This window comes from Streptomyces sp. NPDC055103 (assembly GCF_053607625.1).
In genome coordinates, this window is record NZ_JBSGTX010000040.1 from 35307 (window position 1) to 56499 (window position 21193).

At 72.3% G+C, this 21193-nt stretch carries 15 protein-coding genes; 4 read left to right on the forward strand and 11 right to left on the reverse strand.

The genetic code is table 11. The features are described 5' to 3' along the window. Positions 1-67: 67 nt before the first annotated feature. Positions 68-1117, forward strand: coding sequence for a LacI family DNA-binding transcriptional regulator (locus ACWFR1_RS24185; protein ID WP_453554416.1), 1050 nt, complete (start codon positions 68-70; stop codon positions 1115-1117). 170 nt (positions 1118-1287) lie between these two features. Here the strand turns inward: ACWFR1_RS24185 and ACWFR1_RS24190 are convergent, their stop codons facing one another. Further along, positions 1288-2286: a hypothetical protein gene (locus ACWFR1_RS24190; RefSeq protein ID WP_453554418.1), complete on the reverse strand. Its 999-nt coding sequence runs from the start codon at positions 2284-2286 to the stop codon at positions 1288-1290. Between the two features lie 160 nt (positions 2287-2446). Between ACWFR1_RS24190 and ACWFR1_RS24195 the strand changes: the two genes are divergently transcribed. Together ACWFR1_RS24195 and ACWFR1_RS24200 are read left to right on the forward strand one after the other, a co-directional pair. Beyond that, entirely contained in the window at positions 2447-4555 is a 2109-nt protein-coding gene (locus ACWFR1_RS24195; protein ID WP_453554420.1) for a TPM domain-containing protein, read from the forward strand. 59 nt (positions 4556-4614) lie between these two features. Then, complete coding sequence (locus ACWFR1_RS24200; protein ID WP_453554422.1) at positions 4615-5322, forward strand: PspA/IM30 family protein; 708 nt, start codon at positions 4615-4617, stop codon at positions 5320-5322. Between the two features lie 56 nt (positions 5323-5378). On the opposite strand, the gene ACWFR1_RS24205 is transcribed toward ACWFR1_RS24200, so the two are convergent. The 6 genes from ACWFR1_RS24205 to ACWFR1_RS24230 all read right to left on the reverse strand — a co-directional run bounded on the left by ACWFR1_RS24205 (position 5379) and on the right by ACWFR1_RS24230 (position 12307). Next, entirely contained in the window at positions 5379-7946 is a 2568-nt protein-coding gene (locus ACWFR1_RS24205; protein ID WP_453554424.1) for a SpoIIE family protein phosphatase, read from the reverse strand. A gap of 144 nt (positions 7947-8090) precedes the next feature. Continuing rightward, on the reverse strand, positions 8091-8513 hold the full coding sequence (locus tag ACWFR1_RS24210; RefSeq protein ID WP_453554426.1) for an ATP-binding protein: 423 nt from the start codon (positions 8511-8513) through the stop codon (positions 8091-8093). Positions 8514-8656: 143 nt separating this feature from the next. Further along, positions 8657-9130: a (deoxy)nucleoside triphosphate pyrophosphohydrolase gene (locus tag ACWFR1_RS24215; RefSeq protein ID WP_453554428.1), complete on the reverse strand. Its 474-nt coding sequence runs from the start codon at positions 9128-9130 to the stop codon at positions 8657-8659. Between the two features lie 40 nt (positions 9131-9170). Further along, positions 9171-9350: an SPOR domain-containing protein gene (locus ACWFR1_RS24220; protein WP_453554430.1), complete on the reverse strand. Its 180-nt coding sequence runs from the start codon at positions 9348-9350 to the stop codon at positions 9171-9173. A gap of 155 nt (positions 9351-9505) precedes the next feature. After that, positions 9506-11263, reverse strand: coding sequence for a purine-cytosine permease family protein (locus tag ACWFR1_RS24225; protein WP_453554432.1), 1758 nt, complete (start codon positions 11261-11263; stop codon positions 9506-9508). Positions 11264-11554: 291 nt separating this feature from the next. Then, a complete protein-coding gene (locus ACWFR1_RS24230; RefSeq protein WP_453554434.1) occupies positions 11555-12307 on the reverse strand; it encodes a GntR family transcriptional regulator in 753 nt (250 codons plus the stop codon). A 324-nt stretch (positions 12308-12631) separates the two neighbouring features. On the opposite strand from ACWFR1_RS24230, the gene ACWFR1_RS24235 reads away from it, so the two are divergent. Next, on the forward strand, positions 12632-13963 hold the full coding sequence (locus tag ACWFR1_RS24235; protein WP_453554436.1) for a glycoside hydrolase family 18 protein: 1332 nt from the start codon (positions 12632-12634) through the stop codon (positions 13961-13963). 142 nt (positions 13964-14105) lie between these two features. Here the strand turns inward: ACWFR1_RS24235 and ACWFR1_RS24240 are convergent, their stop codons facing one another. The 4 genes from ACWFR1_RS24240 to ACWFR1_RS24255 all read right to left on the reverse strand — a co-directional run bounded on the left by ACWFR1_RS24240 (position 14106) and on the right by ACWFR1_RS24255 (position 21187). Continuing rightward, positions 14106-15305 (reverse strand): DUF4190 domain-containing protein, encoded by a 1200-nt coding sequence (locus ACWFR1_RS24240; protein ID WP_453554437.1) that lies wholly within the window; start codon positions 15303-15305, stop codon positions 14106-14108. A 241-nt stretch (positions 15306-15546) separates the two neighbouring features. Continuing rightward, the gene (locus ACWFR1_RS24245; RefSeq protein WP_453554439.1) at positions 15547-17124 is read right to left on the reverse strand and encodes a S8 family peptidase; all 1578 of its coding nucleotides are present in this window, start codon (positions 17122-17124) and stop codon (positions 15547-15549) included. A gap of 470 nt (positions 17125-17594) precedes the next feature. Continuing rightward, complete coding sequence (locus ACWFR1_RS24250; RefSeq protein WP_453554441.1) at positions 17595-18422, reverse strand: DUF4232 domain-containing protein; 828 nt, start codon at positions 18420-18422, stop codon at positions 17595-17597. A 104-nt stretch (positions 18423-18526) separates the two neighbouring features. Beyond that, a complete protein-coding gene (locus ACWFR1_RS24255) occupies positions 18527-21187 on the reverse strand; it encodes a BTAD domain-containing putative transcriptional regulator (protein WP_453554443.1) in 2661 nt (886 codons plus the stop codon). Positions 21188-21193 lie beyond the last annotated feature (6 nt).

Here is a 21193-nt window from a genome sequence, read left to right on the forward strand (position 1 = left end):
GAATGCGCTTTCACAGTGCACGGAGACAGTGCGCTGTCCCCTGATCCGAAGGACGGATGGTCGGCCGGTGAGTGCCCCCACGGTGTACGACGTCGCCGAACGCGCGGGCGTCTCCATTGCCACGGTCTCGCGGGTGTACCGCAACCCCGACTCGGTACGCGAACAGACCCGCGACCGGGTCCTGGAGGCCGCCCGCGGGCTGGGCTACGTACCGAGCGGCAGCGCGCGCGGCCTGGCCAGCCGGACCACCGGCGTGCTCGGGCTCTGCTTCCCCGACTACTCCGACCCGCACACGATCGGGATCGAGGACGGCGTCGAGGACGACGACGCCGCCATGCTCTACGCCGACCAGATCATCCGGGGCATGGAGCGGGCCGCCCGCCGGCACGGGTACGCGCTGCTGATCGCCGCCTCCCTGGAGGGCGGGCCCCAGTCGCTCGTCAACCAGGTCGCGGGCCGGGTCGACGGCTTCGCCGTCCTCGCGCGGACCGTGCCGACCGAGGAGCTGGAGGTCATCTCGCGCCGCCTGCCGGTCGTGATGCTGGCCGGCCCCCGCGAGATCGACCACCTCGACCACCTGGAGGTCGCCAACGCCGAAGGACAGCGCACCCTCACCCGGCACCTGATCGAGGACCACGGGCTGCGGCGCCTGGTCTTCGTCGGCGCGGCCGAGGAGTCGCCGGACGTCGAGGCGCGGTTCGCGGGGTACGCCGCCGCCTGCCGCGACGCCGGGCTCCCGGTGCCGGACGCCCCTGACGTACGGGCTCCGCTGATGACCCAGGCCGAGGGTGCCCGCGCGGCCGAGGACCTGCTCGACCGGAGCGGCGAGCCGCCGCAGGCGATGGTCTTCGCCGACGACCAGATGGCGGTGGGCGCGCTCCAGGCCCTGGAGCGGCGGGGCCTGCGGGTCCCCGCCGACATCGCCGTGACCGGCTTCGACGGGATCCCGCTGAGCCGGCTGGTCCGGCCCACGCTCACCACGGTCCGCCAGCCGATGCGCCGCCTGGGCGAGGAGGCCGTCGAGCTCCTCGTCCAGCGCCTGGGCGACCGCGACCGCGCCCCGGAGTCCGTGGTGCTCCCGGTGACACTCGCGAAGCGCGAAAGCTGCGGCTGCTGAACCGCCGGGGGGTACGGAGGCGGGGACTACTGCTGAGCCCGGCCGGCTCGCGGGCCCTCGCGCACGCCGCAGGACCCGCGCACCTTGCCCCGCCGGGTACGAGAACCTCCCCGCCGGACCCGCGGAGGCCATGGCCAACCTGCGGGCTCTAGCGGGCGGCGGATCCGGGCTCAGTGCCAGCCCTCGCGGTAGGCCGCCCAGTCCCCTTCCTCCGCGGCGAAGTCGACGTACAGCGCGACACCGAACCGCTCGCGGTCGTGGTCCGTGCGCCCGAGGCCGAGCCGCGTGCCGCGGATCGCGGCGGCGACGGTCTCCGCGTTCTCGTGGTGGCCGAGGTCGTCCTCGTGGAAGAAGGGGAGTCCCATCAGCAGGTCGGTGGACTCGGGCGTCACTTCGAGGGCAAGGGTCGTCTGCTGGGCGACGTAACCGCCGTACATGCCCTCCAGCGGCATCCAGGTGTCGTACGACATGACGGCGATCTGGTCGACGCGCCGGGCGACCTGCCCGAAGAACTCCTGCGACCACCACTTCTCGCTGCCGCTGAGCGCGCCGTTCACCGTGTGCGCGGCCGGCACCGGGTCGATCTGGTGGGCGGCGACCGAGAGCGGCACCTTCCGGGCGCGGGTCAGCTCCCCCAGGTCGTCGAGGAGCGACAGGTAGTTCCCGTCGTCGGAGAGCAGCGGCTCCAGGTCGAAGTGGACACCGTCGAAGCCGGCGTCCAGGATCTGCCGGGCCGAGGTGACCACGGCCGCCCGGGACCCGGCCTTGTCCAGGCGCAGCCCGTCGGGTCCTTCGGTGGCGAGGACATCGCCCAGCCACGCCTGGACCCGTATGCCGGGCATCGTGCGGTGGACCGCGTCGATCAGCCACTTCGCCCTGGGGTACTTGGCCGCCGGGAGGGTGCCGTCGTGTCGCAGCGGTCCGGCGTGGACGTAGAGGTCGCGGATTCCGGTGCCCTTGATCCGCTCGGCGAAGGCCGCGAGGTCGGCGTCCTTCTTCCGCCCGTCGACCCAGGCGTGTCCGAGCCAGATGGCGTCCTTGCCCCTGGTCCGCGCGTCCTCCCTGACGTCGCCCGTGTAGTTGAGGCGCAGCGCGACCGCTCCGGCGAGGGGCGGCACGACAAGCACCAGGACCAGTCCGAGAACGAACCAGCGCCCCCGCCGCCACATGCCTCTCAACCGTCCGTTCACCTGAGCCCCCCAAGAGCCGTCGTGCCACTGGTACCACCGTAGAGGCGGCCACAGACAGTGACGTCGGGCGGCCTCGAACGGTTTCCGGATGGCATCGGTCCGGTCGCGGGGCCGCATACCCGGACATAACCTCCACTTTGTGACGCGAATAGCCACCCGAGCCCTTCTCGCAGCGCTGGTGGCGGCGTGGTGGCTCCTCGTGCCCGCCGTTCACGGTGCCCACGCCGACGACCCCGTCGTCCTGTCCCGCAAGGGGCAGATCACCGACCGGGTGGGAGCCCTCGGCGACCGCCGCGCTTCCGTGGCCCAGGCCCTCGACCGGCTCTACGACGACCGGCGGGTGCAGCTCTTCGTCGTATACGTACGGGACTTCTCCGGACGCTCGGCGCAGAGCTGGGCCGACGCCACCGCGGAGCGCAACGGCCTCGGAGTCGAGGACCTGCTGCTCGCCGTCGCCACCCACGACCGGCAGTACGGATACTCGGCCGACCCGGCCTCTCGTTTCACCCAGGCCCAGCTGGACGACGTCGCCCGGACCGCGATCGAACCGGCCCTGCGGCAGAACGACTGGGCGGGCGCCGCCATCGGCGCGGCGAACGGCTACGACGCCGTCCTCGCCGGCCTGCCCGTCCCCGCTCCGGCGATCACCCCCGGGCCCGCCGACCCCGGCGCCCCGGCCGACGACGGCACCTCGCCGACCGACCTGGTCCTGCCGGTGGTGCTGGTCGGCGGCGCGGGGGCCGTCGCGGCCTATGCGTACACCAAGCGGCGCCGAAGGACCGAGACCCGCACGACCCCGCAGGGCGGTCAGGGCTGGGGCGCGCCGAAGGAGCCCGCGCCGCCGTCTTTGGACGAGATCGACAGCCAGGCCCGTCTGACGCTGGTCGCCACCGACGACGCCGTCCGCACCAGCCAGGAGGAGCTCGGCTTCGCGTCCGCCCAGTTCGGCGAGGAGACGGTACGGCCCTTCACCGAGGCGCTCGCCTTCGCCAAGGAGCAGCTGACGGCCTCGTTCCGGCTGCGGCAGAAGCTCGACGACTCCTTCCCCGAGGACGACTCGACCCGCCGGAGCATGCTCGACGAGATCCTCCGCCGCTGTGCCGAGGCAGACGCCCGGCTCGACGCCGAGAGCGAGGACTTCGACCGGCTCCGGGCCCTGGAGCGGACCGCGCCCGAGGCGCTGGCCTCGGTCGAGGCCGCCTTCCGTGAGCAGACCGGGCGCATGGGTCTGGCCGAGGCGGCGCTGACCGCGATGCGCGAGCGGTACGCGGACTCGGCCGCCGCTCCCGTCGCGGGCGACATCGAGCAGGCGAAGGACCGGCTGGTGTTCGCGACGACCCACATCAACCAGGCCCGGCAGCAGATCGACGCCGGGGAGAACGGCGCGGCCGCCGTGCACATCCGGGCGGCCGAGGGCGCGGTGGACCAGGCGGCCCGGCTCGTCGAGGCCGTGGACCGGCGGGCGCAGGAGCTGGCCGAGGCGGTGGGCAAGCTGCCGGGCGCGCTCTCCGAGGCGGACGCCGATCTCGCGGACGCCCGCGGCCTGTTGCGGGGGACGGCCGAGGGGGTCTCCACCGCAGATCTCCAGGGCCGGATCGCCCGGGCCGAGTCGGTCGTCGCCGAGGTGCGGCGCGGGGTGGAGGCCGGGCGGTACGACCCGATCGACGCGCTGCGCCGGATCGAGGAGGCCGACGCGGCGCTCGACGAGGCACTGGAGGGCGCACGGGAGCGCGAGTCGGGTACGCGGCGCGCCCGTGCGCTCCTCGATCAGGCGATGCTGACGGCCCGCTCGGCGATCGGCGCGGCCTCGGACTACGTCACCACCCATCGGGGCGCCGTGGGCAGCGAGGCCCGTACGCGCCTGGCCGAGGCGCAGCGCCGCTGGGAGAAGGCGCGTTCGCTCGCCGACGCGGAGGACCCGCAGGCCGCCCTCGCGGAGGCCCAGCAGGCGGACGCGCTGGCCCGGCGTGCGCAGGACCTCGCCGAGCAGGACGTGCGGACGTATGGGAACCCGAACGGCTTGGGCGGTGTAACAGGGGTGGGAGGAAGCGGTGGCGGCGGGCTCGGCGGGGCCGTGCTCGGCGGCATCATCCTCGGCGGACTGTTCGGCGGGGGAAGGGGAGGCGGACATGGGGGGTTCGGTGGAGGTTCGGGCGGGGGCTTCGGGGGCGGAGGTTTCGGCGGCGGGCCCGGCAGCTTCGGCGGCAGCGGCACACGCGGCCGGCGGGGCGGCGGCGGCCGGTTCTGAGGATCGCGCGTTCCGCGTCCCCTCTTCCTATTTCCTGTCCCTCTCCAAGGAGAAGAGCCATGAGCAAGCAGACCATTCTCGGCCGGGTCACCCAGCTGGCGAAGGCGAACATCAACGCGCTGCTGGACCAGGCGGAGGATCCGCAGAAGATGCTGGACCAGCTGATCCGCGACTACTCGAGCAACATCTCGGAGGCGGAGGAGGCGGTGGCGGCGACGATCGGCAACCTCCGGTTGATGGAGCAGGACCACCAGGAGGACATGGAGGCGGCGAAGGAGTGGGGCGGCAAGGCGCTGGCCGCCAGCCGGAAGGCGGACGAGCTGCGGGCCGGCGGGCAGGCGGCGGAGGCGGACCGCTTCGACAACCTGGCGAAGGTGGCGCTGGGCCGCCAGCTCCAGTCGGAGAAGGAGGCGCGGACGGCGGAGCCGACGATCGCCTCGCAGACCGAGGTCGTGAACAAGTTGAGGACCGGCCTCGATCAGATGAAGGGCAAGCTCGGCGAGCTCCGGGCGAAGCGCGACGAGCTGGTCGCCCGCGCCAAGTCGGCGCAGGCGCAGAACAGCATGATGGACGCGGTGAAGAGCATCGACGTCCTCGACCCGACCAGCGAGCTGAACCGCTTCGAGGACAAGGTGCGCCGCGAGGAGGCGAAGGCGATGGGCAAGCAGGAGCTCGCCGCCTCCTCGCTGGACGCCCAGTTCGAGCAGTTGGACGCGCTCGGCGACAGCGCGGAGATCGAGGCCCGGCTGGCCGCGCTCAAGGGCTGATCCGGTCCTGGCCCGGGCGGTCGGTGCGGTGCGCCGCCCGCCGCCGGCGGCGCACGTCAGAACATGCTGAGGAGCTGTTCCACCGTGGGCTCCGCCGTCCCTTCGGCGTCCGGCAGGGCCAGTTCGAACCAGACGGTCTTGCCGCGCGGGGTGCGCCGGGACCCCCACGAGGAGCTGAGCAGCCCCACGAGCTGGAGGCCGCGACCGCCCTCGTCGGTGTCCCGGGCCCGCCGGCGGCGGGGCTGGACCAGGCCCGCGTCCCAGACCTCGCAGACGAGGGTGCGGTCGCGCAGCAGACGCAGCCGGATCTCCCCCTCGCCGTAGCGCAGCGCGTTGGTGACGAGTTCGCTGACGAGGAGTTCGACGGTGTCGACGAGCGGTTCGAGGTCCCAGGCCTTCAACTGGGTGCGGGCCAGTTCGCGGGCCCGGCCGACGGAGCGGGGCTCCCTGGGCAGGCGCCAGTCGCCGACGGCCTCGCTGGGCAGGCCCTGGATCCTGGCCATGAGGAGGGCGATGTCGTCCTCGCCGTGCCCGGTGTCCAGGCTCGTCAGGACCCGGTCGCAGACGTCTTCGAGTGGGCGGGCCGGGTCGGTGAGGGCGCGCCGGAAGGCACTGAGCCCCTCGTCCAGGGGATGGTCGCGGGACTCGACGAGCCCGTCGGTGTAGAGGGCGAGGAGGGCTCCCTCGGGCAGTTCGACCTCGACCTCCTCGAAGGGTTCGCCGCCGACCCCGAGCGGCATCCCGGGGGGTACGTCGAGCAGCAGGGCCTCCTCGCCCGGTTCGACGAGCACGGGCGGGAGGTGGCCGGCGTTGGCGAAGGTGCAGCGGCGGGTGACCGGGTCGTACACCGCGTAGACGCAGGTGGCGAGGTAGACCTCGGAGAGTTCGGGGCCGCGGGACTTGTGCGTGCGGGACTGCTGGGTGCCGATGGGGGCGCCCAGGCCGCGCGCGATCTCGTCGAGGTGGGAGAGGACCTCGGCGGGCTCCAGGTCGAGCTGGGCGAGGGTGCGGACGGCGGTGCGCAGTTCGCCCATGGCGACGGCGGCGCGCAGGCCGCGGCCCATGACGTCCCCGATGACGAGGGCGGTGCGGTGTCCGGGCAGTTCGATGACGTCGAACCAGTCGCCGCCGACCTCGGTGGCGGTGGTGCCGGGGAGGTAGCGGCAGGCGATGTCGAGGCCCGCGGCCTCGGGGTCGCCGGGCGGGAGCAGGCTGCGCTGGAGGATGAGGGCCCGCTCGTGTTCACGGCGGTAGAGGCGGGCGTTGTCGATGCAGACGGCGGCGCGGGCCGCGAGTTCGACGGCGAGGGCCCGGTCGCGCTCCCCGAAGGACTCGCTGCCCTTGGTCCGGGAGAACTGGACGAGGCCGACGACGGTGTCGTGGGCGACCATCGGGACGACCAGTGTGGACTGGACGAGTTCGCCGTCGGTGCCCGGCACCGTCCGGGTCCGTCCGGTCCGCAGCGCTCCTGCGCACGGCGAGTTGAACGGGTAGCGGTGGACGGCCCCGACCTCGATCGGTACGGGTCCGCAACAGCCGCTGCCCGGCCCGTGCCCCTCGTCGGTTCTGAGGGGGGTGTCGGCGACAGCGCTGGCGAAGGCGACCCTGCGGAGCTCGGCGCTGCCCGCCCCGTAGCCGACGTCGTGGGAGCTCCCCCACCGGCCCGGCGGTGCTTCGTCCCCGGTCAGGAGGCCTTGGTAGAGGTCGACGGAGGCGAGGTCGCAGAAGCCGGGGACGGCCACGTCGAGAAGTTCGCGGGCGGTGGACTCCAGGTCGAGGGAATTGCCGATGCGGGCGCCGGCCTCGTTGAGGAGGGCGAGGTTGCGGCGGGCGCTCGCGGCTTCACGGGCGGCGTTGTGGCGGCGGGTGACGTCGATGCCGAGTCCGGCGACGCCGATCGGCCGGCCGGATCCGCTGTGCACGCGGTAGAGGTTGATGGACCAGTGCCTGCGGTCCCGGGCGCCGGGGGCGGCGCCGACGATCTGGAGGTCGGTGACGGACTCGCCGGTCTCCAGGACCCGTCGGAGGGCGTCCGTCATGCGGTCGGCCTCGGACCGGGCGAGGTAGTCGTGGACGGTCCGGCCGCGGTGGTCGTCGACCGAGCCGCCGAAGACGGTGGCGAAGCGCTGGTTGGCCCGTTTCACGGTGAGGTCGGTGCCGAAGAGGAGAAAGCCGAAGGGAGATTGTCCGAAAATCGCCTGGGAGGAGGCGAGGTCGGTCTCGATACGGCGGAGGGCGCGCACATCGACGACGATGCACAGCGCGGCCCGCTCCCCGGACTCGGTCTCGCTCGGCATGACGTACATCTCGGCGATGCCGTGGGGCTGTTCCTCGCCGGGCATACGGAAGGGGACGAGGCCCGTCCATTCCTTGCCGTCGAGGATCTCCTTGACCCGCCGGTGACCGCGCTCGCGCAGGTCGGCGGGCATGAAGGCCTCGACCGGGTCCTTGCCCCTGGCCTCCTCGGCGGTGACGCCGAAGAGGTCCACGGCCCGCCTGCTCCACTGCTCGACGAGCCCGTCGGGCCCGATCGAGAAGGACGCGACCCGGATGTAGTCATAGATGGAGCCGGGCGGGCTGCTCTGCCACACGAAGCCGCTCGCCGTCTCGGATATCTCGCTCACGCGACCGTCCCCTCCAGCTCACCGCACCGGACCGGCCATGCCCGCAGTATTCAATACGGCAGGCCCCGACGGCACGACGTTCACGATCACAGGGTGGTCTCGTTCGCTTCGGACCGAGTGCCGGTGATCGTTGTCCCACCCTGTTTACTCACCAGGGAGAGCCAGCTCGAACCATACGGTCTTGCCCGTACTTCCTTTACGGGTCCCCCAGCGCCGTGCGGAACAGGCCACCAGGCCGAGTCCTCGGCCCCCCTCGTCCTCCGGTCCGGCGGGCCTCTCCGTCGGGGGATCCGGAAGTGGATCCGAAACCTCCACGAGCAGCGCGGGGTACGGGACGGATGCGGCTCCGTCGAGTCGGGGGCGGACCAGGCGGACGCCGATCGGCCCGGAGGCGTACCTCAGGGAGTTGGTCACCAGCTCGCTGACCAGCAGGACGGTCACATCACCGAGGGCCGCGTCGAGGTCCCAGGCCCGCAGCGTCTCGCGCACCGCGTGGCGGGCGGTGCGCACGGCATTGGCCTCTGCCGGGAAGTTCCACTCGGCACAGTCGCCGTCGGTGTCGATCACACCCGATCACTTCCCCAGCCGCGTGTCAGCAGGAAGGCCCACGTCCCCTTCCAGGGGAACAATCAGGACATACCCGATATTCGGTGCGGGATATCGCGTCAGACGCAGCCGTGGGCGCACGGTGGCACGAACGGCGTAGAGACTCAGCCGCGCGCTCCGTCGGCGGGAGCCGCCGGGAGCCGCAGCGCGGCCTCGGCGACGGCCGGGCGGTCCTGGTCGAGCCAGTCGACCGAGTCCAGCTCGTGCCGGGAGAGCCAGCGCAGTTCGTCGTGGTCCTCCAGCGGGCGGGGTTCGCCGGAGAGGAGCCGCACGGTCCACACCCGCAGGACGTATCCGGGCTTCAGCGGCCACTCGCCGGGGATGCGCTCGCCCGGTTCGGTCTCGACGCCGAGCTCCTCGCGCAACTCCCTGACCAGTGCCTCTTCGGGGGTCTCGCCCGGTTCGAGCTTGCCGCCGGGGAGTTCCCAGCGGCCGGCGAGCTCGGCGGGGGCGCTGCGGCGCGCGGCCAGCAGGCGCCCCCGGTCGTACACGGCGCCCGCGACGACGACCACGACACCGGGGTCGGTGCCGCGGTGGCGCTCGTGGGGTGCGATGGGGTCGGTGGTGCGTTCCGTCATGGGCGCGAGCGTAGCCCGGGCCGGACGGCGGCCGCCGGGCTCAGAGGGCCGGGGTGCCGATGCGCTCGACCGAGTAGAGCTGCTGGTGGCCGCGGTCGTCGAGACTGTCCGCGATCTTCTGCGCCTCGTCCTTGGTCGCGTACCGCCCCACGCGATAGCGGTTGCCGTTGTCGTCCTGCCGTATGACAAGCCAGGAAAGAACGGCACTGCTGTCGCTCATCAGGCTTCTCCCTCTGCCGGTCCGGGCATCTCCAACGATCTCCAGGAAACCGCAATCCGCATATGCCGGAGCTTACGCCTGACCTTCACACAGCGGATACGAGTTTGCACAAAGAGATACGGATCGGCCGGTAACCGACGGAGGGAGGCCGAAGCTCACGCCCTGGGGGCCTCCTGGGGAACGGTCGGCAGCGGCAGCAGGACGGGGGCGCCGGCACCCATGGGGTCCTTGCGGCAGACGTCACCGCACGTGGCGTCGAGCGAGCAGCAGAGGGAGCAGACGGGTCCGGACCGCACCGGGCAGTCCGCGATGTCGGGCAGCTCGTACGCCGTCTCGCACTCCGCGCAGGTGTGGGTCGCCCGCTCGTCGGCCACGGCCGCACCCGGTCCGTTCACCGGGTTCGGGCGGGCCAGGTAGTAGCGGCCCTTGGTCGCCCAGGCGATCAGCGGACAGAGGACGAGGGCGAGACCGGCCGCGATGAACGTGGAGAACGCCTCCGCGTACGTACCGAAGAGACCGAAGAAGGCGAGGATCGAGACGACCGAGGCGATGACCATGGATCCGAAGCCGGCCGGGTTCACGGCGTACAGGTAGGCGCGCTTGAACTCGATGTACGGGGGGCTCCAGCCGGCCCGCTTGTTGATGACGAGGTCGGCGGCGACGGCGACGATCCAGGCGATGCCGACGTTGGAGTAGAACCCGAGCAGCTTGTTGAGGGCCGCGAACATGTTCATCTCCATCAGCGTCAGCGCGATGGCGAGATTGAGGAAGATGTACCAGACGCGGCCGGGGTGGCGGTGGGTCACGCGGGAGAAGAAGTTCGACCAGGACAGCGAGCCGCTGTAGGCGTTGGTGACGTTGATCTTGACCTGGGAGACGATCACGAAGAGCGCGGCGGCGGGCAGCGCGAACGTGCCGAGCCAGGGCTTGAGTGCCTCGATCTGCGGGGCGATCGGCTCCAGGGCATGGGTCTTGCCGACGGCCTCCAGGGCGACGAAGGCGAGGAAGGCACCGCCGAGCTGTTTGGCCGCGCCGATGACGACCCAGCCGGGTCCGGCGGCGAGCACGGCGAGGTTCCACCGGCGCTTGTTGGTCTCGGTCTTCGCGGGCATGAAACGCAGATAGTCGGCCTGCTCGCCGATCTGCGCGATCAGGGAGAGCGCGACGCCCGTGCCGAGGCCGAAGCCGATCCACGAGAAGCCTGCGCCGGCTCCCTCCGTACCGCCGAAGGAGCCGAAGGCGCCCCAGGCGTCGGGGGCCTCGATGGCCAGGACGACGAAGGGCAGCACCATGCCGATGATCCAGATCGGCTGGGTCCAGGCCTGCACCTTGGCCAGCGCGCCCATCCCGCGGAAGACGATCGGGATGACGATCAGCGTGGTGAGCAGGTAGCCGATCTCGACCGGGAGGCCGACGGCCTGGTGCATGGCCTGGGCCATGATCGAGCCTTCGAGGGCGAAGAAGATGAAGGTGAAGGAGGCGTAGATCAGGGAGGTCAGCGTGGAGCCGAAGTAGCCGAAGCCGGCGCCCCGGGTGATCAGGTCCATGTCCAGGCCGTACTTCGCACAGGCGCGGGCGATGGGTATGCCGGTGAGGAAGATGATCGCGGCGGCGGTGAGGATCGAGGCGAGGCCGCTGCCGAAGCCGTAGGTGAAGACGATCGAGGCGCCGATCGCGAAGTCGGCGAGGTAGGCGATGCCGCCGAGGGCCGTACCGGCCACGGTGGCCGGCGACCAGCGGCGGAAGGAGTGCGGTGCGTAGCGCAGCGAGTAGTCCTCGCGGCTCTCGTCCGCGGCCAGCTTGGCGTAGCTGCGGCGGGGCGGGGGCGGCGGCGCACCCTCCCCCACCGGCTGAAGGGCCTCGGCGGTGCCCCCACCCGGCTCCGGGGTGGGTGTGGTGACTGTGTCCGTCATGGGGGTTCCTGTCGTCCGACCGGATCGCGGGTACGGAGCAGGAAGGTAGGAGCGGGGCGTGACGACTCGGCGCGGTCCACGATTGCCGGGCTGTTACGCGGCCTGACGTGCCGTTAACTCCCGGTCAAGCGGACCGGACAGCCGGATCCGCTCACCGGTCGGCAGGACGCCCCTCGCGACTCCTGGGCGAGCGTGGAGGACGCCCGCGCGAGTTCGTCCCGACGTGGAGCACACCCCCGAACCCCGCCCGGGCCGGGCAGGGCACCCCCGCGGGCCCTGCGTGCGCCGGATCTACCGGACCGGGAGGTGGTAGGAGATGCGGTAGCGGTCGGCCGGGACCACGACGTCCGCCGTCTCGACGGCCCGTCCCGACGCGTAGTACGTCCGCTCGACGACCATCACCACATGGCCCGGCACCCCGCCGAGCGTGAGGAGCTCCTCGGCGAGACCCGGGCGGGCGCCGACCTCCTCCACCACGTTGTCCACGACCACGTCGATGGCCGCCATCCGCTCGACGACACCGCAGCCGCCCAGTGGGCCCTCCTCGGGCAGCATCACGGGGGTCCGGCCGGTGACCGCGAGCGGCTCCCAGGAGGTGGAGACCATCATGGGCTCGCCCCCGTCCCGGTACACGTACCGCGTGCGCATCACCCGCTCCCCCGGCTCGATGTCGAGCCGGGCGGCCACCTCGGCACTCGCCGCCTCCTGCTCGCTGCTCGACTCCCACGTCCCCCTGGCCCCTTCGGCCGCCTGCTCCTGCCGGAACGGCGTGGCGCCGGACGCCGGGCGGTAGCCGGAGCGGGCGATCCGGCGCGGCACCGGACGCTCCCGCACATACGTCCCCGAGCCGGACCGGCCCTCCACGAGCCCCTCGGCCATGAGCACCTTGCGGGCCTCCAGCGCGACGGTGTCCGACACCCCGTACTCCTCGCGGATGCGCGCCTGCGACGGGAGACGGGTATGCGGCGGAAGCGAGCCGTTGGCGATCTTCTCCCGCAGATCGCTCGCCACGCGCAAGTAGGCGGGCTGCTCACCGAATGTCACTGGACCATCCCCTCAGGTTGACTGTCAGCTACAGACTGACAACCGAGGGTCGCGATCCGCAAGCATGGGCCAAAGTTTCACTCGAAGTGATGACGCGCCGGTCGCAGGTCCTGCTACCCGCGGTCACCGCAAGTGGGCGACGCCTGGGCGGTGTTCGGGTCGCGTTCGAGCGGCGCCGCACCCTTGACCCCTATTGGTCCAGACCAATACGTTTCCTCCCTGCACGCTCCACCACACAGCGCTCCATCACGCACGACGCTCCATCACGCACGCACGCACGCTCCACCTCGCACGCGCCATCCCGCCTCGCACAGGAACGAGCCCATGCGCCCCAGAGCCCTGACCAAGCTGACCTTCGGCGCCGCCGCCGCGGCCACCCTCGGCCTCCTCGCCACTCTGACGCCCACGGCCGACGCGCACCAGCCCTCCTCCCCCACCCACTCGCTGAAGCGCATCGGGTACTTCACCCAATGGGGCATCTACGGCCGGGACTTCCAGGTCAAGGACCTGGAGACCAGCGGTACGGCCGCACGGCTCAGCCACATCAACTACGCCTTCGGCATCGTCGGTTCGAACGGCACGTGCCTCATGGGCAACGTCCCAGGATCCGACCCCTGGGCCGACTACGTACGCCCCGTCGACTCGGCCGATTCGGTGGACGGCGTCGCCGACACCGCCGAGCAGCCCCTCGCCGGCAACTTCAACCAGCTGCGCGAGCTGAAGGCGAAGAACCCGGGCCTCAAAGTCATGATCTCGCTGGGTGGTTGGAGCGGATCGGCGCACTTCTCCGACGCCGTACGCACCGACGCCGGCCGCAAGACGCTGGTGGCCTCCTGCATCGACACGTACATCAAGGGCAACCTCCCCGCGGACGGCGCCCGCGGCGGGGCCGGAGCCGCCGCCGGCCTCTTCGACGGCATCGACCTGGACTGGGAGTGGCCCGGCTCGGACGGCGCCCCCGGGAACGTGATCCGCCCTGAGGACAAGCCCAACTTCACCAAGCTCGTACGGGAGTTCCGCACGCAGCTCGACGCCTACGGGCGCTCGCTGCCCCAACACCGGCACTACGACCTCAGCGCGTACGTGCCCACCGCCCCGGCCAAGATCGACGCGGGCTTCGAAGTCGCGAAGATCATGCGGGACTTCGACTTCGTGAACCTCCAGGGCTACGACTTCCACGTCTCCGGCGAGACGACGACGGCCCAGCAGTCCGCGCTCTTCGCCAAGGGCGACTTCAGCGTCGACCAGACCGTCAAGGCCTGGCTGCGGCGCGGCGCGCCCGCCCACAAGCTCGTCGTCGGCATGCCCTTCTACGGCCAGGGCTGGACCGGCGTCACCGGCGGCGGCGACGGCCTGAACCAGCCGGCGGCCGGGCCCGCCCCGGCCACCTGGGTCGCCGGCTCCGAGGACTACAAGCACCTCAGGAAGCTCGCGGAGTCCGGGACGTACACGCTCTACCGCGGCCACAGGAACGGCCACGCCTGGCTCTTCGACGGCACCACCCTGTGGACCTACGACGACCCGACCGTGCTGCGCACCAAGGCGGAGTACGTCCGCCGGCAGGGTCTCGGCGGCGCCATGGTCTGGTCCCTCGACGGCGACACCCCCGACGGTGAGCTGATCGCCGCGATCGACCGGGGCCTGACCCGGCGCTAGGCGACGCCGTCCGGACCGCGCACGACGACGGGGCCGAGCCTCCCCCAAGGGAGACCCGGCCCCGCAATCCGTACCAAGCCGGTAGCCCGCACCCAGCCCGTAACCCGTACCCCTACGCCCTCAGCCCCCAGGCCTCCGCCCGTCAGGCCGAGCTGCCCGGCGTGTCCTCCACCGGCGGCGTGTCCGTCAGGCCGAGCCCGGTCCGCGCCTTCGCGCCCAGGTCAACGGGCAGGGTGTCCCAGGCGGCCTCGTACGCCTCCCAGTAGGCGTCCGCGTCGGCCGCCCCGGCCAGCTTCCGCCACTCCTTCGAGGCCGCGTCGAGCTCCTTACCGAGCGACGCGACGGGGGCCGTGGAGGCGCCGGGCCAGTAGTGCTTCCCCAGGCCGGCGCGGGCCGCGTCGACCGCCGCCAACATCTTCCCGGCCCACTTCCTGTTGGCGGCGAAGTCCTCGTCCGGGTCCTTGAGCGGCTCCTCGTAGCCGACCGTCTCGATCGGGTTGACGGCCTTCAGGAAGTGCTCCTGGTCGGCGGTCAGGGTGCTCGCGTCGGACCGGAGAGAACCGCTGATGGGCCCGTCCTCGCTCGCCAACGTGCAGGTCACGGTCCGGTCGCCGAAGCGCCAGCTCTGGCCGCTCGGCATGTAGTAGTACACCAACACGTCCAAGGGGACAGCCCAGGTGTCCAGCGCGTAGGCGGAGTTGACCGCCTCGCAGCGCTTCTCCGCCACCTTCTCGATCGCGGACTCGCCGGGCCACTTGTCGTAACCGGTGAGCTTGAAACTGCCGGTGACCTCGCCGTCGTGCGGCTTCGCGCAATCGACGATCTCGACGTCCGTCGCGTAGTCCTCCAGCTTGCCGTCGTCACCGAAGCACTGCCCGGCGCGCAGGGCGAACGGCGACTTGGTGCGCGAGGCCTCGTCGACGCCCTCCTTGAAGCCGTCGAGGGCCGAGCCGATGCCACCGGTCACGAGACCGACGACGAGCAGCAGGCAGCTGACGACGGAGAGGATGATGCCCGCGACCGCGAGCCCCTTGCCCGACTGGTCCCTCTTCTTGATCTGCGGGAGCGCGATCAGGCCGAGGACGAGTCCGAGGGGCGGGAGGCAGCAGACGACACCGGCGACGAGGGAGCCGATCGCGAGGCCGTTGGTGGAGCGCTGGGGCTGCCCGTAGGGACCGGACACGCCGGGCACGCCGGGCTGGCCGGGGTGACCTGGCTGGCCGTAAGGGCCGGCCGCGTACGGCCCCCCTGGGGAGGTGTACGGGCCGGGGGCGGCCCAGCCCTGCTGCTGCGGGGCTCCCTGGGGCGAAGGGGGCTGCTGGGGCGGCTGGGTCGGCTCCACGACTGACGTGCTCCTGTAGGGGCGGTTCGGTACGGCTGAGGGCGGCTCGTGCGGCGGGTACCACTGGCGCGACTGACACGGCTGGTACGAACAGACGAACGAGCGCGCATCGTACGTGGTGGCCCGCCCCACCTTCCGAGCCGGGGTACGCCGAAGGGGCGGCCGCCCGCAGGCGACCGCCCCTCACCGCTCGATACCGTTACCGACGCTCAGAGGCTCAGAGGCTCAGAGGCTCAGAGGCTCAGAACTGCAGGGCCCAGGAGTCGATCTTGCCGATGTCGGCGTTCGCGTTGTCCGTGACCCGCAGCTTCCACGTGCCGTTGGCGACCTCCGAGGAGGCGTTCACGGTGTACGTGGTGTTGATGTTGTCCGCGCTGCCGCCGGTGCCGAAGGCCTTCAGCGTGTACGCCGAGCCGTCGGGGGCGATCAGCTGGACCTGGAGGTCACCGATGTAGGTGTGGACGATGTTCACCGGCACCTGGAGGCCCGAGGGGGCGTTGCCCGTGACGCCGCTCACGGTGACCGGGGACTCGACGGTCGCGTTGTCGGCGATGGCGAAGTCCGCGGTGTTCTCGAACTTCGGGCCGGTGGGCGGCGGGGTGGTGCCACCGCCACCGACGAAGAGGAGCTTGTTCGGGGAGCCGGTACCGGGGCTGGTGACGACGTTCGGCGTGGCGGCGGTCGTCAGGGCCGTGGAGACCTGGGACGGGGTCGCCGTCGGGTTGCCGGCCAGGTAGACGGCGGCGGCGCCCGCGACGTGCGGGGTCGCCATCGACGTACCGGAGATGGTGTTGGTGGCGGTGTCGCTGGTGTTCCAGGACGACTTGATGGAGGAGCCCGGGGCGAAGATGTCCAGGACCGTGCCGTAGTTGGAGAAGCTGGAGCGGGCGTCGGTGCTGGTCGTCGAGCCGACCGTGATGGCCTCCGCGACGCGCGCCGGCGAGTAGTTGGAGGCGTTGGAGCTGTCGTTGCCCGCGGCGACGGCGTACGTGACGCCGGAGGCTATCGAGTTGCGGACGGCGGCGTCGAGGACGGTGTCGACGCCTCCGCCGAGGCTCATGTTGGCGACGGCCGGCTTGACGGCGTTCTGCGTCACCCAGTCGATGCCCGCGACGACCTGCTCGGTCGTGCCGGAGCCGGAGTTGTCGAGCACGCGGACGCCGACGATCTTCGCCTTCTTCGCGACGCCGTACGACGTGCCCGCGACCGTACCGGCGACGTGGGTGCCGTGACCGTGGCCGTCCTGGGCGGTGTTGTCGTTGTCGATGGCGTCGTAGCCGTTGAAGGCGCGGCCGCCGAAGTCGCTGTGGCTGATGCGGACACCGGTGTCGATGATGTACGCGGTGACACCCTGGCCCGCGGTGTCCGGGTAGCTGTAGCTCTGGTTCAGCGGGAGGGCCCGCTGGTCGAGCCGGTCGAGGCCCCAGGACGGCGGGGAGGGCTGCGTGGCGTCGATCGTGAAGACGCGGTTCTGCACGACGGACTTCACGGCGGGGTCGGCCGCGAGCTTGCGCGCCTGCGCCTCGGAGAGCTCGACGGAGTAGCCGTTGATCGCCGAGGTGTACGTCCGCTTGATCTTCGCGCCGAACTTGGCGGCGACCGCCCGGCCCTCGGCGGTCTCCGCCTGCGCGGACTCGTCGAGGGTGACGATGTAGCTGCCCGCGATGGTGCCTTCGGCTCCGGCGTTCTCGATGACGCCCTGCGCGGCGGCCGGGGCGGCGGCGGCCGGGAGGGTGGCGGCGGAACCGAGGGCGAGGGCTGCGACGGCGATGGCCGCGGCCGTGGCTGTTCGGCGACGTGAATCACGCATCACTGACATGTGAGGGGTCCTCCTCATTGGTGGTGCGTTGCTGTGGGGGAAGGCATGGGCATGACAAGGCGACACGAGATCCGGGCCGCTTCGCATGTCCGGCTGCCGAGCGAAAGATTGGCGGATCCATAGGAATCACACAAGAGTCACGGCGGAGCCGACACACCCGTGTCACACGGCTGACATCCCGCCCCCCGCGACCGCCCCCGCCGCCCCGTCCGCTCTCCCACGGACGCGCTCACCTGGTGTTGTCGGCAGTGCCGCGACCCCTGGGGCCTGGAGCTCGGGCCCGCACCGTCACCCCTCCCGCCACTCGCGCCCCTCGCGCCACGTGTGAATTCCTTGTGGCGGCACGAGGAGGCGCTGCCTCCGATGCCGTACGGGCGGGCCCGAGACGCCCCGCGCCCGCCCCGCGCCCGCCCGATCCTCCGGGCGGTACGCGAGACGGGCGGGACGTTCCTGACGTTGATGACAGGGGATCAGAACTCGTCGGCGCCGTTGCGGAGTTCAGGCGTCCAGTAGCCCGTCTTGGCGACGGCCTCGTCGACGGCGAGGCCGCCCGCCGGGGCGTTGACGACGATGCTGCCCTCGGCCGGACCGTCGGCGGCGAAGAGGTTCACGTTGAAGCTCTTCACGACCTTGTTGTCCTCGTCGACACCGCCGAACGCCACCCGCACGTTGGCGTACGCGGGGCTGCCGGGCTTCAGGACGACCGGGGCGGCCGGCTTGCTCTTGGCGACGGCCGGGACGTCCTTGGCCGTCTGGATGTCGCCGAAGGCGATCAGCGGGTACTGGAGGAGGGTGCAGGAGCTGCCGGAGGTGTTGGTGGCGGTGAGGACGATGTGCTCGGTCGGGACCTCGTCCGCCTTCGCCGCGGTGATCTTGATGTCGCCGTAGGCGCAGGCCGGGGCCGCGGCGGAGGTCGTACCGCCGGTGGTGCCGGCCTTGCTCGTGCCCCCGGAAGCGGAGCCGGAAGTCGACCCGCCGGTCGTGGAGCCACTGACCGTGGAGCCGCCGGACGTGGAGCCGCCGGACGTGGAGCCACTGGCCGTGGACCCGCCCGACGACCCGCCGGCCGTGGAACCGCCCGTGGTCGCGCCCTTCGCCGAGGCCTGGCCCGCCGTGCCGGCGGTGCCGGCTTCGCCCCCGGTCGAGCCCGTCCCGGCGGCCGCGCTGCTCGCGCTTCCCCCGTCCTTGGCGCCGGTGCCGGTGTCGCCGCCGCAAGCGGTCAGGCCCAGCGAGAGGGCGGTGAGGGCGGCGGCGGCCAGGACGGTGGTCTTGTGCTGGGTGCGCATGGTCTTACGCATGGTGGTTCTCCCCCGTGTAGCTGTTCGGTCGACGCGGTACGCACATCCGTACCGCGTGCTGTATTCAGCTTCCGGCCTGCCGCTGCCGTCCCGCTTGCGTACCGCTAACGATCCGCTGACAGCCGCGAAAGTCGCTCCGTCGCCCGCGCCGATCCCTCGGTGAAACCGGCCGCGTCGGCTGCGGCGATCGCCCGTTTCAGCTGGTCAGCGGCCTCCTCAAGGCGGCCTATACCGGCCAGCGCCTCACCCCGGACGATCTGCAGCTGGGCCCGGACGACCGCCGCGTCGGGTGCGACCAGTTCCCCCGCGCGAACGGTGTGCGCGAGCGCCTCGTCGTACTCCTCGGCCTTCAGACAGTGCGACGCCAGGTGCTGGAGGGTCAGCACCTGGGTGGACGGATGACCGGTGCGGTCGGCCAGCGAGACCGCGTGGACCATGAGCAGCCCGGCCCGCTCGTGCTCCCCGGTCGCGTCCAGGACGGCGGCGTAGTTGACGTACGCGATCGCCTCGCTGACCGCGTCCCCGGCCCGGGCGGCGAGGATCGGCGCCTTCTCCAGGTGGACGAGCGCCTCGGCGTCCCGCCCCTCCTCGTGCAGCACCCAGCCGAGGAGCGCCCGCGTCCGCGACTGCGCGTCGAGGTCGCCCACGTGTTCGGCCGAGGCGAGCCCGGCCTCCAGGAGCGGGGTCCAGCCGTCCCCGATCCGCATGAGCATCAGCGGCCACTGGACGAGGGCGAGCCGCCAGGCCCGGTCGTGGAGGCCTGCGGCAGCGGCGGCGGCCACCGCGCCCTCCAGGGCGGGGCGTTCGGCGACGTACCAGTCGATGGCCGCCGTACGGTCCTCGAACTCCTTTGTGGCGGCGGGCCGTCGGGCGTCGGCGGGCAGCGAGTAGCAGGGCTGGGAGCCCGGTTCGGCGGCGGCGTCGGCGGCGAGGCCCGTGAAGAGGTAGTGGTCCAGGAGGCGGGGCAGGCCCTCGGGGTCGGCCTGCGGGGCGAGATGGCGGGCGTAGAGGCGCACCAGGTCGTGCGGGGTCCAGCGGCCGGGGACGGCCTCGGCGAGGAGGTGGGCGGCGGCGAGGCGGTCCAGGTCGACGGAGGCGTGCGCGGGGGACGTACCGGCGAGCGCACCCGCCGCGAAGGGGTCCAGGTCGGAGCCGGTGTGCAGGCCGATCGCGCGGAACAGCCGGGCGGCGGACTCGGGAAGCTGCTGCACGGTGAGGCGGAGCGCGGCGGATACCCCGACGTCCTCGACGTCGAGGAGGGTCAACCGCACCTGCTCGTCGGCGAGTTCGCCGACCATCGCGTCGAGCGTCCACTGCGGCCGCTCGGCGAGCCGGGCCGCCGTGACCCGCAGGGCGAGCGGCAGACCGTCGCAGAGTCCGGCGAGCCGCTCGGCGGCGGCGGGTTCGGCCGCGACCCGCGCCTCGCCGAGCACGGTGGCGAGCAGGGCGGCGGAGTCGGCGGACGGCAGCTGCCCCAGCGGCACCGGCCAGGCGGCGTCGGAGGCGATGAGGCCGCTGAGCCGGTCGCGGCTGGTGACGACGGTCGCGCAGAGGTCGCCGCCGGGCAGCAGCGGCCTGACCTGCTCGGAGGAGCGCGCGTTGTCGAGGACGACGAGCAGCCGGCGGCCCGCCGTGAGGGAGCGGAAGAGGGCGCCCCGCGCGTCGGCGGCCTCCGGGATCCGGAGCGCAGGGACGCCGAGCGCGAGCAGGAACTCGCGGAGGACGGCGGCGGTCTCGGGCGCGGGGGTGTCGCTGAAGCCGCGCAGATCGGCGAAAAGTCGCCCGTCGGGGAAGCCCGCGCGCCGCTCGTAGGCCCAGTGGACGGCAAAGGCGGACTTGCCGACACCGGCGGGCCCGGTGACCAGGCACAGCGGCGCGACCACACCACCTACGGCCCGGTCGAGCGCGGTCATCTCGGGGCCCCGACCGGTGAATCCGCGTGGTGCGCGCGGCAGTTGCTCGGGCACCGCGAACGCGACGGCCGCCTCGACCGGGAGGGCGGGGCGGGGGACGCGGGCGACCGGCTCGGCGGAGCGGAGGAGCGTCGCGTACGCCTCGGCGAGAGCCTCGCCGGGGTCCACTCCGAGCTCCTCCGCGAGCAGCCGGCGGGTGCGGTGGTACCAGTCGATGGCGTCCGACTGGCGCCCCGCGCGGCCGAGCGCCAGCATCAGCGCGGCGGCCAGGGACTCGCGCAGGGGGTGGGCGACGGCCTCGGTACGGAGCACGGCGGCGGCCCGGCCGTGCTCGCCGAGCGCCCCGTACGCCTCGGCCAGCGCCTCCACCGAGGACAGCCGCATCTCCTCGAGCCCCCCGGCGGCCGCCTCCAGCGGCCGGCTGTGGACCGTCCCGGTGAGCGCGGGCCCCTGCCAGTACGAGAGCGCCTCGCGCAGCATCCGCACGGCGTCACCGGGATGCCGCTGCACCCCGGCGAGCCCGACGAGCTCCTCGAAGCGGTGGGCGTCGACGAGCGACTCCGGCATGCGCAGCACGTACGCCGAACCCTGGGTGGCGAGCTCGACGCCGTACGCCTCCGCCCCGTGCTCGGCAAGCAGCGCCCGCAGCCGCGAGACATGCCCCTGGAGAACGGTCTTGGCGTGCGTCGGCGGCTCGTCCTCCCACAGGGCATCGATCAACTGCCCCACGTTCACGGCGCCGTTGGGCCGCAACAGAAGCATGGCGAGCAGACTGGACCGCTTGGCGGGCCCCAGGGCTACGTCGCCGTCCTCCGTCACCAGCGCAACGGAGCCGAGCAGCCGGAACTCCACCTGATA